This is a genomic window from Paenibacillus phyllosphaerae (assembly GCF_014192105.1).
In the GTDB taxonomy this organism is placed as follows: Bacteria; Bacillota; Bacilli; order Paenibacillales; family Paenibacillaceae; genus Paenibacillus_Z; species Paenibacillus_Z phyllosphaerae.
In genome coordinates this window covers 13,354-38,143 of record NZ_JACHXK010000018.1, presented here as the reverse complement: position 1 = coordinate 38,143, position 24,790 = coordinate 13,354, and the positions used below count along the sequence as shown (strand labels likewise).

The 24,790-nt window shown below is 54.9% G+C and carries 20 protein-coding genes and 1 pseudogene; 4 read left to right on the top strand and 17 right to left on the bottom strand.

Annotated features, from left to right (window positions below):
- Nucleotides 1-13 precede the first annotated feature (13 nt).
- From FHS18_RS26560 to FHS18_RS26545, 4 genes and pseudogenes are all read left to right on the top strand, one after another.
- Entirely contained in the window at nt 14-1,753 is a 1,740-nt protein-coding gene (locus FHS18_RS26560; RefSeq protein ID WP_221401476.1) for a glycoside hydrolase family 2 protein, read from the top strand.
- A 104-nt stretch (nt 1,754-1,857) separates the two neighbouring features.
- Nucleotides 1,858-3,471, top strand: a complete 1,614-nt coding sequence (locus tag FHS18_RS26555) for an extracellular solute-binding protein (protein ID WP_246427926.1) — start codon at nt 1,858-1,860, stop codon at nt 3,469-3,471.
- A gap of 71 nt (nt 3,472-3,542) precedes the next feature.
- Nucleotides 3,543-4,505 (top strand): annotated as a pseudogene (locus FHS18_RS26550) (ABC transporter permease).
- 73 nt (nt 4,506-4,578) lie between these two features.
- Nucleotides 4,579-5,403, top strand: a complete 825-nt coding sequence (locus FHS18_RS26545; RefSeq protein WP_183603494.1) for a carbohydrate ABC transporter permease — start codon at nt 4,579-4,581, stop codon at nt 5,401-5,403.
- A 123-nt stretch (nt 5,404-5,526) separates the two neighbouring features.
- On the opposite strand, the gene FHS18_RS26540 is transcribed toward FHS18_RS26545, so the two are convergent.
- From FHS18_RS26540 to FHS18_RS26460, 17 genes are all read right to left on the bottom strand, one after another.
- A complete protein-coding gene (locus FHS18_RS26540; protein ID WP_183603415.1) occupies nt 5,527-6,810 on the bottom strand; it encodes a glycosyltransferase family 2 protein in 1,284 nt (427 codons plus the stop codon).
- Nucleotides 6,811-6,815: 5 nt separating this feature from the next.
- The gene (locus FHS18_RS26535; protein ID WP_183603414.1) at nt 6,816-7,016 is read right to left on the bottom strand and encodes a hypothetical protein; all 201 of its coding nucleotides are present in this window, start codon (nt 7,014-7,016) and stop codon (nt 6,816-6,818) included.
- Between the two features lie 26 nt (nt 7,017-7,042).
- On the bottom strand, nt 7,043-7,438 hold the full coding sequence (locus FHS18_RS26530) for a DUF2642 domain-containing protein (protein ID WP_183603413.1): 396 nt from the start codon (nt 7,436-7,438) through the stop codon (nt 7,043-7,045).
- An 87-nt stretch (nt 7,439-7,525) separates the two neighbouring features.
- A complete protein-coding gene (locus FHS18_RS26525; protein ID WP_183603412.1) occupies nt 7,526-7,963 on the bottom strand; it encodes a GNAT family N-acetyltransferase in 438 nt (145 codons plus the stop codon).
- 56 nt (nt 7,964-8,019) lie between these two features.
- Complete coding sequence (gene pseI / locus FHS18_RS26520) at nt 8,020-9,087, bottom strand: pseudaminic acid synthase (RefSeq protein ID WP_183603411.1); 1,068 nt, start codon at nt 9,085-9,087, stop codon at nt 8,020-8,022.
- 13 nt (nt 9,088-9,100) lie between these two features.
- Nucleotides 9,101-10,150, bottom strand: a complete 1,050-nt coding sequence (gene pseG / locus FHS18_RS26515) for a UDP-2,4-diacetamido-2,4,6-trideoxy-beta-L-altropyranose hydrolase (protein WP_183603410.1) — start codon at nt 10,148-10,150, stop codon at nt 9,101-9,103.
- A 10-nt stretch (nt 10,151-10,160) separates the two neighbouring features.
- On the bottom strand, nt 10,161-10,901 hold the full coding sequence (locus FHS18_RS26510; protein WP_183603409.1) for a cytidylyltransferase domain-containing protein: 741 nt from the start codon (nt 10,899-10,901) through the stop codon (nt 10,161-10,163).
- A gap of 17 nt (nt 10,902-10,918) precedes the next feature.
- The gene (gene pseC, locus FHS18_RS26505; RefSeq protein ID WP_183603408.1) at nt 10,919-12,121 is read right to left on the bottom strand and encodes a UDP-4-amino-4,6-dideoxy-N-acetyl-beta-L-altrosamine transaminase; all 1,203 of its coding nucleotides are present in this window, start codon (nt 12,119-12,121) and stop codon (nt 10,919-10,921) included.
- 16 nt (nt 12,122-12,137) lie between these two features.
- Complete coding sequence (locus FHS18_RS26500; protein WP_183603407.1) at nt 12,138-13,973, bottom strand: capsular polysaccharide export protein, LipB/KpsS family; 1,836 nt, start codon at nt 13,971-13,973, stop codon at nt 12,138-12,140.
- On the bottom strand, nt 13,970-14,749 hold the full coding sequence (locus FHS18_RS26495; protein WP_183603493.1) for a glycosyltransferase family 2 protein: 780 nt from the start codon (nt 14,747-14,749) through the stop codon (nt 13,970-13,972). Before FHS18_RS26495 ends, FHS18_RS26500 begins: the two co-directional genes overlap by 4 nt.
- 181 nt (nt 14,750-14,930) lie before the next feature.
- Nucleotides 14,931-17,183 (bottom strand): FAD-dependent oxidoreductase, encoded by a 2,253-nt coding sequence (locus FHS18_RS26490; protein ID WP_183603406.1) that lies wholly within the window; start codon nt 17,181-17,183, stop codon nt 14,931-14,933.
- Between the two features lie 5 nt (nt 17,184-17,188).
- Entirely contained in the window at nt 17,189-18,034 is an 846-nt protein-coding gene (locus FHS18_RS26485) for a carbohydrate ABC transporter permease (protein ID WP_183603405.1), read from the bottom strand.
- 25 nt (nt 18,035-18,059) lie between these two features.
- The gene (locus tag FHS18_RS26480) at nt 18,060-18,941 is read right to left on the bottom strand and encodes a carbohydrate ABC transporter permease (RefSeq protein WP_183603404.1); all 882 of its coding nucleotides are present in this window, start codon (nt 18,939-18,941) and stop codon (nt 18,060-18,062) included.
- A gap of 235 nt (nt 18,942-19,176) precedes the next feature.
- Nucleotides 19,177-20,532: an ABC transporter substrate-binding protein gene (locus tag FHS18_RS26475; protein ID WP_343060687.1), complete on the bottom strand. Its 1,356-nt coding sequence runs from the start codon at nt 20,530-20,532 to the stop codon at nt 19,177-19,179.
- A 209-nt stretch (nt 20,533-20,741) separates the two neighbouring features.
- Nucleotides 20,742-21,518 (bottom strand): response regulator, encoded by a 777-nt coding sequence (locus FHS18_RS26470; RefSeq protein ID WP_183603403.1) that lies wholly within the window; start codon nt 21,516-21,518, stop codon nt 20,742-20,744.
- Nucleotides 21,519-21,539: 21 nt separating this feature from the next.
- Nucleotides 21,540-23,357: a sensor histidine kinase gene (locus tag FHS18_RS26465; protein ID WP_183603402.1), complete on the bottom strand. Its 1,818-nt coding sequence runs from the start codon at nt 23,355-23,357 to the stop codon at nt 21,540-21,542.
- A 297-nt stretch (nt 23,358-23,654) separates the two neighbouring features.
- A complete protein-coding gene (locus tag FHS18_RS26460; protein ID WP_183603401.1) occupies nt 23,655-24,782 on the bottom strand; it encodes a glycoside hydrolase family 88 protein in 1,128 nt (375 codons plus the stop codon).
- Between the last annotated feature and the right edge of the window lie 8 nt (nt 24,783-24,790).

The window sequence follows — 24,790 nt, the reverse complement described above, 5'->3', positions numbered from 1 at the left end:
AGTATGGGAGATGATGATTGTGATCCGCACGTTTCAGCAGCATCGACTTCGGCAGGGCCAATTGCTTGACGGATTATGGGATTTCGTTTTTGACAAGGATAACCGGGGATTAGCTGAAGGATGGCAGACGAAATTCCCATCCAGTCACGATCGCGTACCGGTGCCGGCCTGTTGGAATAACGAACTGGGCAAGTTCGATTATGAAGGGGTCGCTTGGTACCGCACTTGGATTACGCTTGAGGAAAGCAGCCATCTGCGTCTCCTGTTCCACGCCGTGCTGGGACATGCCGATGTGTACTTGGACGGGAACCATCTGGGTTATCATTACGGCGGTTATACCCCTTTTGACTTCACGGTCCCTAACGCGACTGCCGGCGTACACGAGCTTATCGTCCGCACGGACAGCACGCTGACGCTCAATACGATTCCCTACCATATCGTGGACTGGTTCCATTACGGCGGAATCATCAGACCGGTAGAAGTACAGCTCTTGTCCGATGTCTCGATCGAGGCGATGCGCATCACGTATGACATGACCGGCGATTCCAGTGCGGATGTCCGGACCACGCTTACGCTCCGCTCCCTGTCGGATACGCCTGTCGAAGCGCCCGTAACCCTCTATCGGAACGGGGAGATCTTCTATTCTGAAACCGTTTACCTTCCTGCCAAAGAAAGCTTGGAACTCAACGTGGAGCAAGCCTGGTCGGGACTTAAGCGGTGGGAACAGGAGGATCCCGAACTCTATATGATCAGAGCGGTGGCCGGTCAAGACGACCTGACGGACCGCATCGGATTCCGCACCGTGGAGACGAGAAACAAGAAAATTTTGCTCAACGGCAAAGAGCTCTATCTGCAGGGCGTTAACCGCCACGAGGAACACCCGGAATGGGGCTTCGCTTTCCCCAACAAATTAATGACCAAGGATCTGGATATCATTCTTCAGATGGGCTGCAATACCGTACGCGGATCCCATTACCCGCAGAGCGAATACTGGCTCGATCTGCTGGATGAGCAAGGCGTGATCTTCTGGGGCGAGATCCCGATCTGGGGCGCCGCGTTCCCGGCTGAGCACACGGACGACCCGCTCTTCGTGCAACGCGCGTTAACGATGATGGATGAGATGATTAAGCGGGATCTGCACCATCCTTCGATTCTGTTCTGGTCCGTCCATAATGAAATCGATACCCGATCCAAGCAGGCCTATGATTTGTCCGTCCAGCTGACGGAGCTCGTTCGGAGCAAGGACCAGTCAAGACTTGTCGCCTATGCCACCATGCACCCTATGACAGACATTTGCCTCGGACTGTTCGACGTGATCGGGATTAACTATTATGGCGGGTGGTATTTCGGACATGTCGAGTTCGAGGAGATGCTCGTGAAATTCCATGAGCGCTGCAAGGAATATGGCGCCGAGCACACCCCTGTGCTGATGACCGAATTCGGCGGAGCAGGCGTATATGGCGATTCCGGCTGGGAACCCCGTCTATTCAGCGAGGACTACCAAGCCGAATTGCTCAGCAAGTCCCTGAAGCTCTTCCGCTCCGACGCGAAGATCAGCGGTACATACGTGTGGCAGTTCGCCGATACAAGGGCCGACCTGCAGAGCCGCCGCCCTCACTTCAGGGACCGCGCGCGCTCCTTCAACAACAAAGGTCTGGTCAACGAATATCGCAAACCTAAGCTCGCCTATCGCGTGGTCAAAGGGATCTATAAAGGCCAGAACGATCCGTACGACTGGGGCTCCACGCTGTAATGTCCTTACGCAAGGGCTATCTCTAGCGGGATAGCCCCTCCAATGAAACAACGTCATTCCATATCGATTCATACCATTAGTTCGAATGGGGAGGGCAATTGTTTATGTCCATGTACAAGGGAAAGCGTAGTCGATTGGCAGCTATCGTTATTATTCCGGCCCTGATGGCCAGTACGCTCGCGGCGTGCAGCGAAGGAGGATCGACGGGCTCAACGGGATCCGCTTCCGAAGAACAACAATCGGGAGAGCAGTCGCAATCATTGACCAAATTAACGTACTGGGTGGAATTGTTTCCGGATGCGGCCGCCATTATGAAGAGTTACGGCGAGGTCACCGCATGGAAGGAAATCGAGGCCAGAACCGGCGTCCAGCTTGAATTCCAGCACCCGGCGCAAGGTCAACTCGCGGAGCAGTTTAACTTGCTTGTGGCGTCGAACAAGCTGCCTGACGTCGTTGATTTTGGATGGAACAGTTACCCTGGCGGCGCGCAGAAAGCGATCCGGGACAAGAAAATCGTCCCCTTGAATGATTACTTGGAGGATGCTCCCAATCTTAAAGCGCTATTGGACGCGAATCCGGAATGGCGCAAGATGGCCTCGACGGACGATGGGAATATCATCGGCTTCCCTTTCATTCGCGAAGATGTTACGCAGCAAGTTTTCCTGGGACCAGCGATTCGCCAAGACTGGCTGGATAAATTAAACCTATCCTCGCCGACGACGATTGACGAATGGTACACGGTTTTGAAAGCGTTTAAAGAACGGGACCCTAACGGCAATGGCGAAGCGGACGAAATTCCGATCCTTATTCCAGCGGGAGAATTGGCTTTCGCGGGCGCTTTCGGGACGCCTAACGATTTCTTCCGGGAGCAGGATACCGTCAAGTACGGCCCAATTGAACCTGGCTTCAAGGACTACCTGGCCACCATGAACCGGTGGTACGACGAAGGCTTGCTCGACAAGGACTTCGCGACGACGGACAGCAAAATGAGAGATGCGAAGATCACCGGCAATCAGGTCGGATCGACCGTGTTGTTCCTCAATGGCGGCATCGGCAAATACATGGACTTAATGGCCAAGAGCCAACCGGAATTCAAGATTGTCGGCACCACCTATCCGACCTTGAATGCTGGCGACAAGCCGGTGTTCGGATACATTGACAATCCCGTTACCGGCATCTTCGCCGCGATCACCGGAAGTAACAAGAATGTGGACGAAACCGTGAAGTTCCTGGATTATTTGTACAGCGAAGAAGGCAAGCTCATCATGAATTTCGGCAAAGAAGGCGAAACGTACACGTTAGTGGACGGACAGCCAAAGTATACGGACGCTGTATTGAACAATCCGAACGGACTGCCGATCTCCCAATCCTTCCGATCGCATATTATGGGAGCGACATCTGGTCCTTTTGTCCAAGATGTACGCCACACGCAGCAGTACACGACCAAGCCGGAACAAAAGGAAGCGATGGCCTTGTGGTCAGCCCCGACGCATGAGAATAGGATGCCTCCCGTCAGCATCGCCGCTCAAGACAGCAGCCGATATGCCTCGATCATGACCGACGTGAATACGTACAAGGATGAAATGATGCTGAAGTTTATTACCGGCGCCGAGTCGCTGGATAAATTCGACGACTATGTCAAGGCGTTAAAAGCGTTAGGAATCGAAGAAGCGATCCAAATTCAGCAAGCCGCCTTAGAACGGTACAACGATCGATAAACATCGCCAATTCCGGAATATGCGCTGGCCGATAGCTGTCCGTATTCCGGACATCCGGGAGGGATCATTCCGTGCCTGAGTTAGACAAGAACGTGTCGCAAGCCGCCGCCAGAATACCCGTGGAAAGCAAATGGAGTTTCATAAGAAAAGACCTCATACGCAATCGCATGATTTACCTGATGCTTCTGCCCGTCATCGCCTATTACGCCCTTTTCCATTACGGACCGATGTATGGTCTGCTCATTGCCTTCAAGGATTATGGCATAGCCGATGGCGTATGGCGCAGTCCTTGGGTCGGGTTTACGCACTTTCAACACTTTTTTGAAAACCCTTACTTCTGGCGGCTGATTCGCAATACCTTCATGATCAATATCTATGAATTGCTGTTTGCCTTCCCTGCTCCGATCATCCTGGCGCTGTTGCTCAATGAAATATGACAACTCGTCTTCAAACGGGTCGTGCAGACAATCAGCTATCTCCCCCACTTTATCTCGATCGTGGTCGTGGTGGGCATGCTCGTCGATTTCGTTGCGCGCGATGGGCTCATTAATAACATCCTCGGATGGTTCGGGATCGAGCCGATTGCCTTCTTGCAGGAGCCGGGCTGGTTTCGTTCCATGTTTATCTCCTCCGGGATCTGGCAAGGGATCGGATGGGGTTCGATTATTTATCTCGCCGCGATGTCGACGATTGACCCTTCCCTGTACGACGCGGCACGTATCGATGGCGCGAACCGTTGGAAGCAAACGTTGCATGTGACCCTTCCAGGCATTATGCCAACGATCATCATCCTGCTGATCCTGAATATCGGGTCGATGCTTTCCGTCGGGAGCGAAAAAATCATTCTGATGTACAACCCGCTGACCTATGAAACGGCCGACGTGATTTCCACCTATGTATACAGAAAAGGGATTCTCGGCGCCGACTTCGGGTATTCCGCTGCCGTAGGCTTGTTCAATTCGATCGTCAGCTTCATTCTGCTGGCGCTCGCCAATACGATTAGCAAGCGGGTAAGCGAGCACAGGCTGTGGTAAAGGGGGGAAACGACAATTGACGTATCGACGTTCTCGCGGTGAAACGGTGTTTTCGTGGTTTAACCTATTTTTTATGCTGTCGCTTTGTTTCGTTACGCTGTATCCGTTCCTCTATATCCTCTTCGCCTCACTGAGCGATCCAGCCGAGATGGCCCGGTTTCGCGGCATGCTGTTCTACCCGCAAGGGTTCAGCTTGGATGCCTATAAGGCGGTATTGGACAATCCCATGGTTACGACAGGTTACCGGAACACGCTGTTCTATGTTATCGCAGGTACAAGCATCAACTTGATCATGACTACCCTCGGCGCGTACGCGCTTTCCCGTCGTAACGTTTATTTCAATAATACGATCATGCTTATTATCATCATCACCATGGTGTTCAACGGGGGCCTGATTCCCTCTTTCCTGCTGGTGAACAATCTCGGCATGCTGAATACGCCTTGGGCGCTTCTTTTGCCCGGAGCCATCAGCTCGTTTAACTTAATCATTATGCGAACCGCATTCCAGGGGATCCCCGTAGGATTGGAGGAATCCGCGCGCATCGACGGGGCGAATGACTGGACGATTCTGAGCCGTATCATCATCCCTCTATCGATGCCCGTGATTGCCGTCATGATCTTATGGTACGCCGTCGGACATTGGAATTCGTATTTCAGCGCGCTCATCTATCTGCGCGATCGGGAATTGTTCCCGCTTCAGCTGGTGCTCAGGGAGATTCTGATCTCGAACAGCACGGACAGCATGACGACCGGATCCGGCGCCGGCGATCGGATGGATATCGGGGTGACGATCAAGTACGCGACGATCATCGTATCAACACTACCGATCTTGGTCCTCTATCCGTTTCTGCAAAAATACTTTGTGCATGGGGTGTTGATTGGCGCGTTAAAAGAGTAAAGAACATTCGCGCCTAACCTAGGTATCCGTTACAATAGGGGCCCATTATCGAAGCGTAACACACAAAACAGCGATGCGCCTTTCGGGGCGATCGCTGTTTTAATGCGTTCGGTTGTACAGGCATTAATCGCGTATAGAAAGCTTCGCCGTCATCCACCTCTTCCAGATCCCATAACGCTCCTTGTTCTGCTGCGAGACGCTTGCCGCGCGCAGGCGGCGATGGTATAACCCCATTGGAATGCGGTAAAGCTGCCGCAGCTCCATTACCCGAACCAGCATTTGGATATCTTCATATAACCTGCCGCCGTAAGGGTCATCGGTCAGCCATCCGCCCAGCTTGCGCAGGAGAGCCGTCCGGTACATTCTGGGCGCAAGCGGCACAGGACGATCTAGCAGGTGATGGATCGTCGGCGTATCACATGCACGGGCGATGCCTCGCAGGACAAGCTGTTTATTATGCCGTTCCAGCCATTCGATCTGATCGGCATAAATGGCGCCGGCTTCAGGATTCGCCAGCGCTCCACGCGCAAGCGTCTCCAGGGCATCGACGCACAGCCAGTCATCGGCATCGAGCTCCAGCAGCCATCGCCCTCGCGCGCAAGCGAGCGCCGTATTCAGCGCGGCGGCTTTGCCCAAGTTGGACGGATGAGACAGCATTCGGATTCTTGTGTCTTGCAGCAATGGATTGCTCTTCAGCACCATGTCCGTAGCATCGTTAGAGCCGTCATCGACGAGAATGAGCTCCCAATCCGGATAGGTCTGGATAAGGACGCTGCGAACAGCCCACAGCATATAATCGGACGCATTATACATGCATAGGACGACTGAGATGACAGGTTCTCGTTCTTGAGCAACTGCTTGGCGCTCTCCAGCGAGAATCGGGGCCAGCAATGCCCATTCCCGGTCAAGTTGCATCCAACTGGGCGTTCGCTGCGCCGCTTGATACAGCGGGAGACCTTTCAAGACGGGCCAATTCCACGATCGCTTTAGCTGCAGCATACGTTCATGAAAGATATAGGAAGGAAAAGGGAGCTGGGTCATGGTCTGAAAGCCGCCGTCATCACGATTCAGAACGGCTTCGGTTCTCCAGACAAGCGGAAGCGGAGGAAGCAAGCGATCGGCCTGGACTCCGTTCACGGATTCCTTCTGGGCAATGAAGCCGGCATCCGATGGTTCTAACTGCTGCAATGATTGCTTAAGAGCAGCTCGGAAGCCCGGCAGTACAGTGTCGCCTGCACCTAGGACGATGAAGAACGGCTCCCCCGATGTGCAAAGGATCCGGTTCAGGGCATCCGCATCCTCTTGGTCAAGCCGAACAATAAGGCTGTCCGGCCATTCCGACTTGACCGATGACGCCGTGTGATTCGATGAACGCGAATCGGTACCGCTGCGTATCAAGAATAGCATACGCGTTAAGGCAGTATCCGCACATAATTGATATTCGGCGTTAATACAGTCACCAGACCGGATACCGGACTGTAGACACTTTGGATGGCTTCAATGATCAGGCTGCCCTCCGTCACGTTGGCCAGTCGGCCGGTCAGGAACTGCCCTTCCTGATAGCTTTCTACATTGCGGCCAATGAACGTTCTCATCAGATCGGAAAAATCCATCTCTAATCCCCTCCACCATGTTCTAATCAACTAAACGAATTGATCTTCGCTATGCGGACGACCAGTATAGCGCCAGTCGACTCCTGAAGCTCGACGAAATCCTCGCCAACCGCAATCAATACGCCGGTAACAGTCCCTACGGGCGTATCAATCGTCACCTGAGCGCCGATCCGTTGCTGCAGCTGGCTCCGGATGGACTGCTCTTCCGAGGTCAATTCCCCCACCTCGGAGGTCAAACTTCCGACAGTCGAGCGCATTTCACCAAGCTCGATCCGATTCCGATGGATAGCCGCTTCGATGAGGGCCACTCGATCTGTCAAACTGCCGATCGCAGCGCCAAGCGCATCAACGGATTGCTGCAACAGGCTAACAGGGGAGGTGCGGACCCGGTTTAGCGAACGAGCCCTTCTTTTACGGCGCAAACGCGATTTCTTTTTCTTGCATACTGAACAGCAGCATTTTTTTGCATGGGCAAACTTGGACATGAGCAGCTTCTCTCCTTCATTAGGTTAGTCGCATTGCAATTCCATCGTTACCGAACGGAGTGTATAACCTGCTTTGGCGAACGCCCTCAGGGAGGCTTCGTTATCCGCTTTGATCTGTGCCACGATCGTCACGGGGCCGAATCTGGAACGGCATTGTTCTGCTGCCAGGCGGAGCATCCTTGACCCCAGCCCTTGCCCGCGCAACATAGGCGCTACCGTAATGCTGATAAGAACCGTAGAATCCGTCAGCTTCTCCAGCCGAAAACTTCCTGCCGGCTTATCCCCTTCCAATGCAATACAGATGAGTTGATCGCTGCTAGCCAGCGTCATTTCCAGCCAGCGCACATGCGTAGCCCAATCGATCGGATCACTGTTGAATGACTGTTGCCTGACCGTTTCTTCATTGCGCCAGGCAAACAGCATCGCCGCATCACCGTTGTGGGCCAGACGTACCTGCAGCACCTGAATTCTCCTTCCCGCGCCTCTCGATTTCTTACTTCTCACTTCTCACTCCAGCATTATAGCTGCTCCCATCGGATTGGCGTGCCAGCGTTGATCGACTGAACGGATTTCCTCCCAAGCACAAGCTCGTAATACTTCGGAGCCAGCCCCAGGCCAGGCCGGATGATTCGGATATTCTCTCGGGTAAAAGGTTCGCCAGGCTGTATGTTCCGTGCGGCATAGATCGAACGCCTGAATATAAGCGAGCTTCGCTCCTTTTCCGTCGGTCCGAACGCAATCGTCCCTAGGGCCTCCCAGGCGGTCGCGCACGACTGGGTCAGCTGCAACATCTCGTCGGGCTCAAGCGAGAAAGCTGCATCGACACCGCCATCCGACCGGGATAAAGTAAAATGCTTCTCCACTACGCTGGCCCCAAGCGCTACACTGGCTGCCGCCGCACCGAAACCAAGCGTATGGTCGGACAATCCGACCGGACAGTCGAACAGCCGGCTCAAATGCGGGATTGTCAGAAGGTTGCACTCCGCAGCAGGCGCCGGGTAGCTGCTTGTGCATTTAAGCAGGATAAGCCCGCCTTGACCTGAATCTGGATCGGGAGCAGCCTCCCGGTATGCGTTCACGGCTTCTTCGAGCTCGGCTATTGTCGCCATCCCCGTCGACATTATGACCGGTTTTCCCGTTGCCGCGACCTTACGGATAAGCGGCAGATCGTTATTCTCGAACGAGGCGATTTTGTAGCAGGGCACATCCAGCGTCTCGAGGAAATCAACGGCCGACTCGTCAAATGGCGAACTGAAGACGATTAAGCCGAGCTGCCGTCCGTATTCAATGATCCGCTCATGCCATTCCCACGGCGTACAGGCCTGAGCGTATAGCTCATAGAGCGACCACCCATGCCATAAACTGTCTGCATCATGAATGCGGAACTCCCCTGATTGGACGTTAAGCGTCATCGTATCTGCCGTGTACGTCTGAAGTTTCAGCGCGTGCGCGCCTGATCGGGCTGCCTGCTCGACAATCGCCAAGGCGCGGTCAAGCGACTGATTATGATTGCCCGACATCTCTGCGATCATAAAAGGCGGATGGCCCGCACCGATCGTTCTGCCGGCAATCGTGACATCATTCATCAGCATTTCCCTCCTATTCGTTCATGAAATGCTGCACAAGTTCCGCGACCCTGCCTTCGCAGCCGTCCATGAGCGCGCTGGCTTGAACGGACATAGCCGCAGTTGCTGCCGGATCGGCGATCAGCGCGTGCAATGCAGCCCTTAGCTGCTTACTGCTGACAAATTGGTGCCAGCCAAGATGAATCGCGGCCTTGCGTCTATGCAAATAATGGCCAATTCCGTACTGATTGGCAGCTGCCGTTATGACAATCGACGGTAAACCCAGATAACAACGTTCCCAGGAAGTCGAGCCAGCCGAGCCGATGCCAAGATCCGCTCGAACCATCAGCTCCGCCATCCGTTCTGTATGCTCATGGAATTCGACATGGCCCACCGCTGCGCAAAGTTCCTTCACTTCCTCCTTGCGCGGATTGGAAGCTCCGGCCACAACGTCGATATGCAGCGTGGAGAACGCGGCGTCCTCCAGCGCTTGAACTGCTGCCGCGGTCAAGTTGCATGGATCGCTCCCGCCGAAGCTGACTAGCACGCGAAGGATCGTACCGTCTCTGCTCCTTGCCCTGCCGGAAGCACGCCGAAATTCTTGACGCAGCAATGAATACGCGGGGCCAAGCAATAGCTTGCAATGCGCGGGTACGCTTAATCGCTGAAGAGCTGTGTCCTTCTCATCAAAAACGCTGGTATTCATCAGTACATCGCAGCCATGCAAACGAGATACCGAATCATCCATGACCGCAAGTTTGCGAACATGAGGTCTTATCGCAATCTCCCAATCCAATCCGAGACCATAATGGTCAACGAGCAGCCACTCGGCTTGCTCCGAACGCTTCAAGACATCGATCGTCGCGATCGCATCCGCCTGCCAATCGATCGATTCGGAATCCCCTGGCAGCTGGACGCTCTCGAAGCCGCGTGCATTCAACATTCGCAACCAGTGTTCAGGCAGGCTCCTGCTCAGAAACCGGCATGTCATACCCGAAGCGCTCAGGTGTTCCGCAAGCGCTAAACATCGCATCATATGACCCGCTCCGATGGTCGCCGATGCATCGACACGTATCCACATCATCGTCAACCCTTCAATCCCTCTCGACTGATTTCTGTTCAACATGTGCATTGATGGCCGGCCAGCTGCTTTCTAGTTCCAATAAGCCAGTAACATCGCTCATCGTGAACAATGGATTGGCCGGGTATAAGCGCTCAATAATCTGCCGCACCAACCGATAGTCGTCAACGGTATCCACGGTCCAGCGATGATGGCTGAAGTCTTGACTGCCGAGCACCGGTATCAAACGGAACCGTTCCGGGCGGTTAACGATAAAGGGGGTGACATGTTCCCTCTCCGCCGGCGATTCCGCTTGCTCGTAAGCTCGCTGCAGAGCTGCGAAGGAGAACACCTCCGTATCCAATCCGCGCGGATAGGAACGTACCAGCGTATTCGAGCAATAATCGCATGCCGGCATCGCTGAGAAGTAACTCGATATCACATCATCGATAATCTGCGGGTCCAACAGCGGACAGTCGGCCGTCAGGCGGACGATGACATCGGCTTGGGCGTAATGGGCTGCCTCATAATACCTCGTTAGCACATCATTCTCGGATCCCCTGAAGCATTCGACGCCGATGGAGCGGCAAAATTGGATAATGCGCTCGTCCTCTGGCTGGCGGGTTGTCGCAACAATGATACGGTCGATCCGTTGGGAGCGGCCGATTCGCTCCAACTCAATCTGAAGCAGGGGCTTGCCTAACACCGGGAGAAGCACTTTCCCGGGGAGTCTGGTTGATCCCATACGGGCTTGCACGATCGCTGCCACCTTCATGCGCTCACCTCCTCGTTTTACGCCGAATAATAAGCCAGCACTTTATGAACGGCTGTTATGACGTCGTTGACATCGCGCCGCGTCATCCGGGGGAACAGCGGGAGAGTAATCATATCTTCATGCACCCGCTCCGCTATCGGGCACAGTCCCTGGCGATAACCGAGATCGCGATAATACGGGTGCAAGTAAACAGGCACATAATGAACGTTCACGGCGATGTTCTCGGCGCGCAGCGCATGATAGATTTCCTCTCGGCCCGCGCGAAGCTCCGTTCGGTTCAGACGCAGCACATAGAGATGCCAGGACGATTCGCATTCCGGCGATTCGTAAGGAATGGTCACGCCTTTCGCGTGCATGAAGGCTTCATCGTACATTTGCCTGTACCGACGGCGCAGACGCAGGAACCGTTCAGCCTTCTTGAGTTGGCTTGCGCCAAGCGCAGCCTGAACATCCGTCAGCCGATAATTGAAGCCAAGGGACTGCATCTCGTAGTACCACTCCCCCTGCGGACGCTCCATTCGGGACGGATTTCTCGTGATGCCATGTACCCGGAACTCTTTCAGCTTCTCATACAATTCAGGGTCGTCGGTGGTGATCACTCCGCCTTCACCGGTCGTAATATGCTTGACAGGATGAAAGCTGAACATCGTCATGCTAGCGCTGCCGCTGCCGATGCGCCTGCCCATATAGGAAGCGCCGAACGCATGCGCAGCATCTTCAATGACAATGAGTCCGTTCTCCTTCGCCAATTGCATGATCGCCTGCATATCGGCGGGTTGACCGGTGTAATGGACGGGGATTAACGCCTTGGTCCTGTTCGTAATGAGCCGCTTAACCGAGTCCGGGTCGATGTTATACGTCCGCTCATCGATATCCGCGAACACCGGCGTTCCTCCGGCATATCGAATACAATTGGCCGTTGCCGCAAAAGTAATCGGCGTCGTAATGACCTCGTCGCCTTCGCCAATCCCCGCAGCTACGCAGGCTGCATGAAGGGCGGCGGTTCCGCTGGAGAAAGCAACTGCATATTGCGCGCCGGTATAACGAGCGAGTTCATGTTCGAACCGGTCGACCGCCGGCCCTGTCGTCACGAAATCGCTGAGGAGCGTAACGACAACTGCCCGAATATCGTCCAGTCCGATCCATTGCCTGCCGTAAGGCAGAAGGGTACGCCTGACTGGTTTGCCTCCCAAGCTCGCCAGCTGACTCTTATGAGACATTCTTCATCACTATCCCTTAAAGGTCGTTCGGCCCTATAACAGGCCCTTTGGGTATCCGCTGCAGTAATTTATCATCAATGAACAACGCCTGAGGCAGGAGTTCCGCATCGACCGGTCCGACAAGCAGCCGTCTAAGCCCGCTTTCCATCTTGTACAGCTCGGGACCGGCACCTTTTACGATCAGCCCTTCCGAGTTGGGCAGTAATGTGCAGCATTGCGACGCAGACTTCCCCTCGCTTGGACTTGTCGTAATCGGATTCCCCAATGGTATCCGGGTGATGAGCCGGTCATCTAGCTGAATAACTTGCTCCCAGCGGAATCCATGCTGCTGGAACAGCTGCACCGTAGCGAAACGTCTGCGGCAGCCGTGCTGAAGGAGATACACATCGGCATGCGCAGCACCCTTGAAGAGCAGCCCTTCGCGGAACAGCTGATCACGCGGTTCATCCGGACATCCGCATAAACGATTCAGAAGCATCCGCAACTTGCGGCCCGACATGCGAACGGGATAACTGTGGCCGACGAAGGCCGCTGCCTTCGCTGCCGCGTCCTGCCGAATGAGCGGATCGGTCATCAGCTGTTGGACGAGGGTGACCAGCCGGTCTGTTGTTGCTGCCACATACGGAATTAGCTGCTCATAATACGGGTATTCGCGCTCAGGCTCATGATCGAGAAAGACGACCACCGGTTTGCCGTATAGCATGGCCTCAAGCCCTACCGTGGAGTTATTCATAATGACCAGATCGACATGCGGCAGCACATCGTACAGCTGCAGCGATAATGGGAACTGCTTTACGTTCGGAAGCATATCGGCTAGATGCATGTAGGCCTGTGCATATCCCTTCTTGACTTCCCATGGATGAGGTTTGACGATGATTTCCACCTGTCCCAAGGAAGCCAGCTGCTTTACCGCCTCTTGAACGGCAGACTTGTCGGTTAGCGGCTGGGTAGCCAGCAGAATCTTAAACGTACCGGCCTTGCACGACGTCTGCTTCAAGAACGTTTCTTCCGGTTTGTAGCCATCGGTGAAGATGGCATCATACCTCGGATGGCCGATAACTTCGATCGACTCTGGACGTACGCCCCTACCTGTATACCATTCCGACTCATATTGGCCATAGACCGCCTGCTTGGTTGCGAACGCAGGCAGGAATGCTTCTTCCCCCATAATGACGCCATGCTGCAGACAGACGGACGGAATGCCTCTGGCTGCCCCCTTCAGAACAACGGCGCGGCTGATGAGGTCCTCCGTCGTACCGGCGAGAAAACAGCTTACCGGGTTGGCATCGAGCATCCTTTCGGTTGCGGCTAACGCCTTGATCGTGAGGGGAATTTCCTGAAGTACTTTCTCCTTGAAGTACGGATTTCCGAATATCGGGTGTCCGGAGAATGTATTGAACAGGTTCTCGGCCTTACGGATCGAACGCTCGATCAGATCCGCCGTATCCGGTTCATAGTGGGCAAGCGTTACGATCGGAATCCCCATGTACGGTTTGCCTCGGGATAGCAGCAAAGTCGTCTCTGGGGCAAAATGCTGCAGAAATACGTCAGGCGAAAAACGGTGATACGTACCGTTGATGAGAATTTTGCCGCGTGGCTGCTTCTTAGGCGTACGTTTGATCGCATCGACATAGCGATCGAACAGTGGCTGAATCTGCCCGATATCGGATATTTCATGACGGAGCACGGTATTGAAGTCTGGCTCGCTCATAAGCGCTCTGCTTTGTTCATCCAGGTAACGATAGAAGTTAGCCAGGAGCGGAAGCGGAATGCCATGATGGGCAAGTTCGCCGAAACCATCGATATAATCCGCGAACAGGGACCAATAATGGTTCAGATAGAGGCGGCTCATATGCGTCTCCCAGACTGCAGGGCGCGTAAATGCTCGCGAAGCTCCTTGCATGTTCGTTGCTCTGGCAGCAGTTGGACGAAGCGCGATTGTTGATTGGCCAACAGTTGATTATGAAAGGAATGCTCCGTCATATAATTGTCGTCGAGCACCTCGTCGATCGGATGGAACGGCCAGAAATGATTGAGCCTCCAGAAGAACCGGGCATCCCCGATACGATAAAATTCCGGGTTCTCATCCCAATACGTGCCCCATCGTTCATGAAGCACGGAAAGTACCGATCGGCGATGCATAATCGAGCAATGGTCGACCGCGCAAGATGCGAGCCAGTTGATTCGCCCTGCTGGCCGATGCACGGACTTCGTTATCGTGCCGTCATCCTTCACATGTCTTGTTATCGATGCGGAATAGACAATGTTCGCTTCGGGATGCTGGTCGAGATATTCGCTCATTCTCGCAAGCCGATTCGGGCGGTATACGTTATCGTCTGTCGCATAGGTAATATAATCGCCGGTCGCAAGCGGCAGTGCCTGATTGATGAGAGCGGCATACCGCACTTTGGCTGCCCGTTCTTCCAAGGTCGCGATATCGCTGCGGATGTAACGGATCCGGGGATCCTGCAGATACGAGGAGATTACATGGGCTGTCGGTAGGTCAGAATTGTCGTCCATCAGGAAGAGTTCGAAATCCGAATGGGTTTGCGCCAGAATTCCTTCGATCGCCTTGCCGACATAAGCCGGCTTATTGTAGCTCGTCATTATGACAGAAACCGTGCTCAGCGTTTGTTCCTCCCTTCCTGGATCTTTTGACTATTGTTCAGAATATTCAACTCCGCGCGACATGCTTACAATTAGGCTTGTAATATCCATATATTGGGTGTTGAGGCAAGGACCTAGACATGAAAAATAGAGCCTGCACATCTCGTGCAAGCCCCCACCCCACTGCATAGCTCAATCAAGTTTATGTTCCGTACACGCGAACCTCGACCAGCTCCGCATACGGCGAGCCGTTCGTTTCCTCGACGACGATGCGCAGCGCATGCGTCTCCATCCGCGATTCCAACGTAATACGGTTCGTTCGGCGACGATTGTTGCGTTGCGCGTGAATCAGCTGCCATTCGCCGTCAACGTGCGCTTCCAACCGGTAATTCCGGGCCAGCTCCGGGATGATATTGAACGGCGTCCTATGGTGGTGAAGATTGATCAAATCTTCGTTCACCTCGTCATTCCACGAAAGCAGAATTTCTTCCGCCGTAATCGGCGTTGCCCATTCCAACATCAGCCACTGCTCCGTTCCCGAGGCAAACGGCTCCGAGACCCACAGATGCGGACCGCCATAAGGTCGCTTATAGCCATCGATTGCTTTGTCCGGCGCGTAAGCTTTCGTCTCCGATCGTACCCGGAAGCAGAACGGCCGGCGGACGAGCTTCTTCATGCTCCATTCGACGATCGGCTGGTTCGGGTCGTGATCCTCCAATTCCTGCACCGCATGAGGCGCTGCCCCTCGTTCGAAGGCCAGCACACCGGTATATGGCCGTTCCGCTTGATAGAGCGCAACATGGCTATTGGCGCGTACGATGACGAAGGCGTTCTGGCTGCGGTCCGGCTGCCAAGCCAGCTGGAAGGGAACCCACTGACGGTCCCCCTTCGCAACGTGTTTGAATGACTTCATGACGGACCGGTGCGGCACGTAATTCTCAAGCAGCCCGGTCTCCCATAGCTCTACCGTAATGACGGTATCCGTCTCCACATCGACCAGCAGCTCAATGCCATCCATCGCAGGTTCGACCGGGAATAGAATACCTGCGTCATGCGTTAGCGGATAGCGCCGGCCGCCCTCTTCGACCGCAATCCGGGCAAGAGAAGACGAGGCTGTTACGGAAGCATGCCGTGCCAGATCGGCAACATCCGCATTCGCAAGTCCGATAATCGAGGCGTCTTGTCTCAGCATCGTCTGTTGGAGCAGATCCAGCTCCTGCTCGTAAAGTCCTCTCGGCGATAGTCCCTTCTCCGCGCACAAGGCCGCAGCTGTACCGGCTGCTTCCCCCATCACCGCGCAAGTCGCCATCACGCGTGTCGTCCCGAAGGCGACGTGCGTCGCGCTCACATTTCGCCCCGCGAACAGCAGGTTATTCACGTTCACCGAGTACAGCGAACGGTATGGAATATGGTAAATGCCGTCGGCATGCATATGTTTCGACCCGCTTTCGGTCGCGTACATTCCTTGCGGCGGATGCAGGTCGATCGACCAGCCGCCGAACGCGATCCGGTCCTCGAACTGGCGCTGGCCGATGATATCGTTCTGATTCAGCACATAATCGCCGACGAACCGCCGATATTCCCTTTTGCCCGGCATCGAACCGACCCATTCGAGCGTCATGTTGGCCGCGTCGAACTGCCCTGAATTTTTGATATAATCCCAGATGCCGTAGATCACGGACCACAATTCGTCGCGAATCCGCTCATTGTCGTGGACGGTATCCAGCTCGCCGCCCCACTCGATCCACCAATAGTGACAGCCGGAGTCGCCGCTGCGTATGACGCGCTTCAGCGGAATCGGCGTCTGCGTAATATCTTTGGCGAAACTTGGCGGAACGAACTTCACCGGACTGCCCGCATCCTTCGTGTAGAACAGCAGGGTGCTGCCAAGCGTAATATCGTCGGCTGTCTCCGGCGCCCACGCTTCGCCATATTCATGGGCAGCTTCGCGGCCCAGACGATACTTCGCACCGGCAAGAAATCCGATCAATCCATCGCCCGTGCAATCGAGGAATAGCTCGCTCTCATAGCGGATCCGGCGCTCGGAACCCATCATCCACCCGGTGACGGCATGAATCCGGCGATCTTGCTCATCCCCGTCCGCTTCCACTTCGTGTACGTCCGTATTGAGGAACAGCCGGATATTCGGCTCGGCCCTCACGGTCTCCAGAATAATAAGATCCCATAAATATGGGTTGCCTTCCGGATTGCGATATTGATTCTCCACGAACATCTCGCCCATAATGCCTGTCTCCCGGGCATAGCGGTTCGTTCCGTGCGCGGTCGCGCCGCATACCCAGACGCGGACTTCGCTGCTGGAATTACCGCCGAGCACCGGTCGGTTATGGACGAGCGAGACCGTCCTGCCGAGCCTTGCTGCCGCTACCGCGGCGCAGACGCCGGACAACCCTCCGCCGACGACCGTAATATCCGATTGCACCGTTTCCATTTTCATCGCGATCACCCTTTTACCGCAGAATTGGTTAAACCTTGAATAATGTAGCGCTGGCCGATGACGAACACGGCGATCATCGGCACAATGCCGGCGGAAGCGGCCGCCATCATCCCGTTATAGTCGACCGTATTTTCCAGAATGAAATTTTGCAGCCCGAGCGGCACGGTGTACAAGTCCTCGTCGATCAAGAATACGAGCGCATTCTCGTAATCATTCCATTGCCAGGAGAAATCGATAATCGCCAGCGTCGCGAGCGCCGGCTTTGCCAGCGGCAGAATGAGCCGGAAGAAGATCCGGAAGTGACCAGCCCCGTCGATGAACGCCGATTCGGTAATTTCATTCGGAATCGTCAGGAAGAACTGACGCAGCATGAAGACGCCGAAGATCGTGAACATGCCCGGCAGAATCAATGCCCAATGCGTGTTGTAGATGCCTGCCCAATCGAACATAAGGAATTTCGGCACGAACAGCACCTGCGGCGGCACCATCATCATCGACAGGTACAGCATGAACAGCGGATTGCGGCCTTTGAACGAAATTCGGGCGAAGCCGTATGCCGCGAAAGCGGACAGGAACGTGGCCGTTACCATGCCGACGATCGCGATCTTGAGCGAATTCAGATAGTAGGTGCCGAAGCTCTTCGGTCCCGTCCAGACTTTGACGTGATGTTCGAAGGTTGGATGCGGCGGGATCCACTTGATCGGATATTCGAACACCTCGGCAGGCGTTTTGAGCGATGTACTGATCATCCATAAGAACGGAATGACCATGACGACCGCAAGCAGCAGCATGACGATCGTAATGAACAGTTTGGTGAGCGCGCCTTCGGACAGCTTCTGTTTGATGGCCATCGTATGATGTCTTCCTCTCTTCGTCTTAGTAGTGAACCCAGCGTTTCTGTCCGACCCATTGCAGCGCCGTGATGATCAGGATGACGATGAACAAGGCCCACGAGAGCGTTGAGGCGTAGCCCATGTCGTAATAACGGAACGCATTCTGGTAGACGTACAGCGACAGAATCGTCGTGCTGCTGCCGGGTCCGCCTTGCGTGATCGCCTGGATGATGCCGAACGTCTTGATCGTCATGATCAGACCGGTGATGAGCAGCAGGAAGGTGGTGGGACTGACGAGCGGCCAGATGATGGAGCGCAAGATCTGTCCCGGTCTCGCGCCGTCCATCTTCGCCGCCTCGAGCAGCTCTTGAGATACCTCCTGAAGCGCGGCCAAATAAATGATCATGTTGTAGCCGAGCAAGAACCAGATCCAGATGATATCGATGGCGAACATCGACGATGTCGTCGTCGACAGCCAGCCGGGCGGATTATCGACCCCGATGCTGCGCAGCAGCCCGTTGATCGGACCTTGCTTCGGATGGAACAACAGCATCCAGACGAAGGCGACCGCGACGCCGCTCGTAATGTACGGCATGAAGTACAGCCCGCGCAGCAGCTTCTTCAAGTAAATCTTCTGGTTCAGCACGACCGCGACCAGAAAACCGAGCACGACCGATACCGGGACGGCGAGCAGGAAGAGCGCCGTGTTCTTCATCGACTTGTAGAACATGTCATCCTTCAGCAGGCGGACGATATTATCCAGCCCTACGAACTTGACGTTCGGATTCATCAGCTTGTAATCCGTGAACATCAAGCCCAGCGAATACGCGGCCGGTATCAAGAAAAATAACAGCACTCCGAGCATGCTGGGCCCGATAAATACGTAACCGAGCATCCGTTGTCTTCTCATCCAGTTGTTGTTCATGCCATTCGATCCTCGCTTCATAAGTGTGATACGTCCAGTGTAGCAACGGCGCAAGCGGTCGATAAGGAACAAAACTACGGGATTGATCGTCCAATTTGACGCAAAAAAACGAGCGATAACAGGAGGAAAACATACGGTGCCATCAAATCGTTCTATTCCGAGCTGTTCGAATGCGAACGAACAAAAAGACCGGCGCATCGACGCGCCAGTCCCTTCTTAAGCCTTCCTTATTCGCTTACTTGTTCTGCTGCAGGTATTCATTGTGACGCTTCACCATGGCGGCCAGCGTGTCGTCGGCCGACTGCTCGCCGAGGAAATATTTCTCGTATTCCTGCTGACGCATATCCATGACCTCTTGCGGCAGGTTGCGCACGAACGAAGGCGTTGGGTTCTCGAACATGACGTACATTAAGGAGTCCTTGTCATAAGTGTCGGCTTTGCCGCCAAGCATGCTGTCGAGCGCGGCTTGTTGGTCCGCATCCTTCGAAGCCGGCAGACGGCCGCCTACTGCCATAGGCGCCATACCGCCGTCGGCATACCATTTCAGGAATTCCCATGCTTCCGATTGATGTTTGGACTTGGCGTTGATCGAGATGTAGTCGCCTAAGCCGCCGCGCGTCATATAATCGGCCTGATTCGCGGCAAGCCGCGGCACCGGCGCGAAAGCGATCGTGAAATCGCGCGGGAAATCGGTGAAGTTGTTCGAGCTGCGCAGCAGCCAGGCCCCGATGTTCAGCATCGGCGCTTTGCCGCTCAGAAACTCCTGCTCGACCGGCATCTTGGAAGTGAGCTGCTCGCCGAGCGGAGGCGTCGTCTTGTCGTCTTGCATCATTCCGTTTAACGTCTCCAGCCATTGCTTCACCTGCAGGTGGTCGAGATTGGACGAACCGTCCGCCTTCGTGTAGCCGTTCTTCGACAGCACGGAATCGATCGGGTCGACGTAAGGCTCCGTATGCTGGATGAAGCCGTAGCCATCGCCGTCCTTCAGCTTCTTCGCATAGTCGCGCAGCTCATCCCATGTCCAGTCCTTCGGAATCGGCAGACCGGCCGCATCCAGCGCCTCTTTGTTCAAGGCGACGAAGAATGCGCTTTTCGTCGTCGGCACCCCGTAGAATTTTCCGTCAATCTTCCAGCCGCTCGCGTCCGCGCCCATTTTCTCGTCGATATTGTAGTCGCTGTACTGGCTTAGATCCGCGGCAAGTCCCGCATCGATGCGCTTCTGCGTTTGCGTCAGCGTATAGTTCACGTATAAGTCCACGCCCTGCCCCGTCATCATCGCCGTGTCCAGCTTCAGGTTGCCTTCGTCGTCGTTGACGTAACGAACGTACTCGATTTGTATGTCGGGATGCTCCGCATTCCAGGCATCGACGACCGCTTGCGGCCCCGCTTCGGGCGGAACGCCGCCCCACATCGTCAGCTTCACCGGATCTGCCGCCGCCGCGGTATTCGTCTTCGTCTCCGAGCCAGTATTCGGTGAGCCTGCGCTGCCACCGTTATTCCCGTTGCTGCCGTTTTCCGAAGAACATCCTGCCATAACGCCCATTGCGAGAACGAGCGAAGCCATACCCGTAAACAACCCTTTCTTTCTCACTAAAGACGACCTCCTTCGATTTGTCTGGTTCATGTGGTGAGTGGTGCAAATCAAGGATAGCAAGAGAACGGGTACGGCCTGAAGTAACAAAATCACGTTTCGGATGGAACGAATCCCTGCACTTTGTAAGCGCTAACGCGTTCCATTGCGATCGAAATCGTTCTATCCGCGACAACTCGCCCCACCGCACAGAGACGGCGAAAGCCGGATCACCTGGACATCCGGTATTGGCTGGGCGTCGTGCCGGTGAACCGTTTGAATATCTTAATGAAATAGTTGTCGTTCATGAACCCGACCTGCTGGCCGACCGAACTGACCGGCCAATCCGTCGTGCGCAGGAATTCGATCGCCTTCTCGATGCGGATGCGGTGCAAATAATGAATCAGCGTCTCGCCGGTCTTCTTCTTGAACAGGGCGCTGACATAATTCTCGCCCATCGTCACATGGCGCGCCAGCGAAGTCAGCGTGATCTCTTCCTGATAGTGGTCGTCGATGTATTGGATCATTTTCTTCACCTCGGGATGCGTAATCTTCTCCCGTGCGGATACAGGCTGTGCAGGCTGAATCTGAGCGGATTCGAGCGCTAGGCGATTGGACGGCGGTTTCGCGGCGGTCAGTTCCGCGCTGATCTTCGTCAGCGTCTCGCGTAAGTCCTTCACGCTCATCGACAGCTTGAGGACGTAATTGGACGCGCCGAATTCCATCGCCTGCCGCATCGATTCGAAGTCGCCCATACAGGTGAGCATGACGAACTTCGAGCCGATACCCGCTTTGCGCGTCTCCTTCAGCAAGGTGAGTCCGTCCATCTTGGGCATGACGATATCGCACAAGACGAGGTCCGGCGGGTCGATCCGGATCATCTCCAGCGCCTCCTCGCCGTTCCCGGCTTCTCCGGCAAGCGTGAATCCCATCTCTTCCCAGCGAATAATCTCCTTCACCGACTCACGGACGAACGTTTCGTCTTCGACCAGAAGCACTTTCCACATGGCGGTCTCTCCTATTCTCCTCTAGTTCGTTCGCAGATCACTTTCATTCGGCGGATTCGTGTTCGAGGCATACGGCTTGGACAGCAGGCACGGCATAATCATTCGGAACATCGTCCCTTGGTCGAGCTGCTGGGTCTCTAAGGTTCCTTTCGCCTTGAACAGCAGCCGCAGCCGTTCGCTCACGTTCGCGAGCCCGATGCCCGGCCGTTTGCGCCCAATCTCCTGGTTAAGTTTCGCTTGTTCGATGCCGATGCCGTTGTCCTCCACTTCCAGCACGAGCTGCTCGCCGTCCAACGCCGGATTCGGCTCCGTATACGCGCGAATGAGAATCCGCCCGCCTTCGACCGTTGCGATACCGTGCCGGATCGCATTATCTACCAGCGGCTGCAGGCTGAGCTTCGGCACGAGCGCGAACTCGATTTCGTCCTCGCAGCTGAATTCGACCTCGAAGCTGTTGCTGTAGCGGACTTGCTGAATGTAGATGAACGCTTTCGTCAGCGCGATTTCGTCCCGCAGATGGATCAGATCGACGTCCGCGTTCAAGCTCGTCTCTAGCAGTTTGCCCAGCGAGATGCAGATTTCCACGATCTCCTCGTTCTTGCTGCGCAGGCCGATCCACTTCATCGTATTGAGCGTATTGAGCAGGAAGTGGGGATTCACCTGCGCGAGGAGCATTTGAAAATGAACCGCGTCCCGCTGCCTTTCCTCCGCCTTCAGCCGATGGATGAGCCCGTTCATATCAAGCATCATCTGGTTGAACGTCTGGGTGAGTTCGAGCACTTCGCCCTTGTAATTCTTCTCCGGCAGCCGGATCCGCAAGTCCTTGCTCACGGCCTCCCTCATCTTCTTCTGCATATGGGACAACGGCCTCGTGAACGCATGCGAGATCATGAACGCGACAACGATGAAAGCGGCCGTAATGATATAGAACGTGACGTAATACCGCTGCTTCAAGCCGTCCATCTCGTTGAACAGGACGCTAAGCGGGATTTGGTTCACCATATACCAATCGAGCGAAGGTAAGTAACTGTAGTTGACGAGCGCATCATGATGCGTGTCCTTCCAATAGCCGTTGCCGGGCTGATTCGTCACTTGCCCGATCGCCGCTTCGGACAATGCCATATCGTGAGCGAGGCTAGCGATAACCTCGCCTTTGCGCGAAATGATAAAATACGCCTGATCGTTCGCGGACTTCTGCAGCATCGATTGGAACCAGAAGGAAAAGTCGATGCTGATTCGCGCCCAGCCGTACGTCTGGTTCCGGTTGTCCTTCAGCGTCGCGTACAACGACAACAGGGTCGGACTCTTCGAGATGTCCCGTGACGTGTAGTTATCATCGTCCGATACCCAGAAATAGGAGGCACCCGTGCTGCGCATCGACACGAAGGACGGCGTATTCATGATTTGCTCGTAATCGAGCGTCACTCTTGGCTGATAGGACGTATAGACATGCCCGTCATCGTCCAGCAGCGTGAAGTAGACGGATGGATTATAGAGAAAAAAGCTGTTGTTCAAGTTCTTGAACTTGGTCTCCATCAGCCGCTTGTTCTCGAGCGCGTTCCGCTTGTCTGGCTGCTGCAGCGCGTTCCTGACATCAAGGTCTTGCTCCAAGAAGATGAGCGTCTTGAACGCGATGCTCAGCTGATCCTCCAGCGACCGGTGCAAATTATCGAGCTGCTCATGGCTTTGCCCGCTGATTTTGTTCTGCATCAGGCTTTCGATATTCCGGTAGTTATGAATATTGAGGATGCTGAACGGCAACAGAATGATGAGCGCGAATACGGCGAACAGCCGATACTTGAGCTTGTGGGGAACGAGGTAACCGAGCCAGCTCCGCATGAGCCTCCCCCTTTTTTCGATGGTAACGTTATTATATCACCGTCCCAGGACAGCGGGTCGCAGCACGGCAAAATGCGTGATTTTGTAGGGGGAAGGCTGGAGCAAGAACGTGAAAATGTTCTATTGACATGATCGTAGGCGAAGGTGGAGTTGAAGTTGGTGATACAGATTCGCGCGCTTCTCGGAAGAAAAAGCGGTGCTACGAACAATTGTCCATAACACCGCTCCGGCCTTGCTTTAAATGGTCAAAGAGCATTCCTCTCTCGTTCACCATCCCGATCATCGGCGAGGCTTACATCACCGCTCGTACCAATACCCCGTAATCCCTCCGCGCAGCCTCATCAACGCTTCCAGGAAGAAATAGTCGCCCCAAATCACGAAGTCGTCCGGCGATACGCCGCCCCTGACGGAATAGGAACCGTGACGGAGAAATCCCTCCTCTTCGGAATGGCCAGCGGTGAAGTAGCTTTGGACCAGCGAGGCCATCGATCGCTCAGCCGCATGGCGAAATAAGACCCGGTCCAGGCAATCCGGCATCAGCTCAACCAACTCCAGCAAACCGCAGGCCGTGATCGCCGAAGCCGAGCTGTCACGCGGCGTGCCGCTCTCTTGCGGAGCGTCGAAATCCCAATATGCGACCTGATCTTCCGGCAAATGGGCGATGAAATTACGAGCTAGCCGTCTGGCCGTATCAAGATACGCTTCATCGCGAAAATAACGAAAAGCCAAGGCAAACCCGTACACACCCCACGCTTGGCCGCGCGTCCACGTCGATCCGTCCTGATAGCCTTGCTGCGTCCCGCCGCGCAGCGCTTCGCCGGTCTCCGGATGAAAATAAAACGTGTGATACGACGAATCGTCTCCCCTGACCAAGAACCGTCTGCTCTTCTCGGCCTGCACGCGGGCAATATCCGCGTAGCGCTTGTCGCCCGTCTGCTCGGCAGCCCAATAGAGCAGCGGCAAATTCATCAGGCAGTCTATGATGATGCGTCCGCCGTTGACCGGATCGCCTTCCGCTCCCCAGGCTTGAATAAGCTGCGTATTAGGCCGCCATCTGGTAAGCAACCAGTCGGCCGCATCCAACGCCGTGCGCCGCGAGGCTTCATCCTTCGTGATAATCCATTGCGCCTTGGTCGACAACGAGTACAGGAAGCCGATGTCGTGATGATCGATATATGTGCGCTTGGCCAGACGTTCGGATAATGAAGCGGTGCTTGATAGCGCCGCCTCACGGAATGCCGGGTCGCGGCTATATTCGTAACTCAGCCATAAGATCCCCGGCCAGAAGCCCTCCGTCCAGCTCGAATGCCCGGTCAGTTGATAGTTCCGCTCCCCATTGCTGACATAGGGGAATTGGTCCCCGAACCGGGCGATATTCGCCCGCGTCGTCAGCAAGGTTTGCTCAATTGCATCTGTCCAGTTCATACAATCCT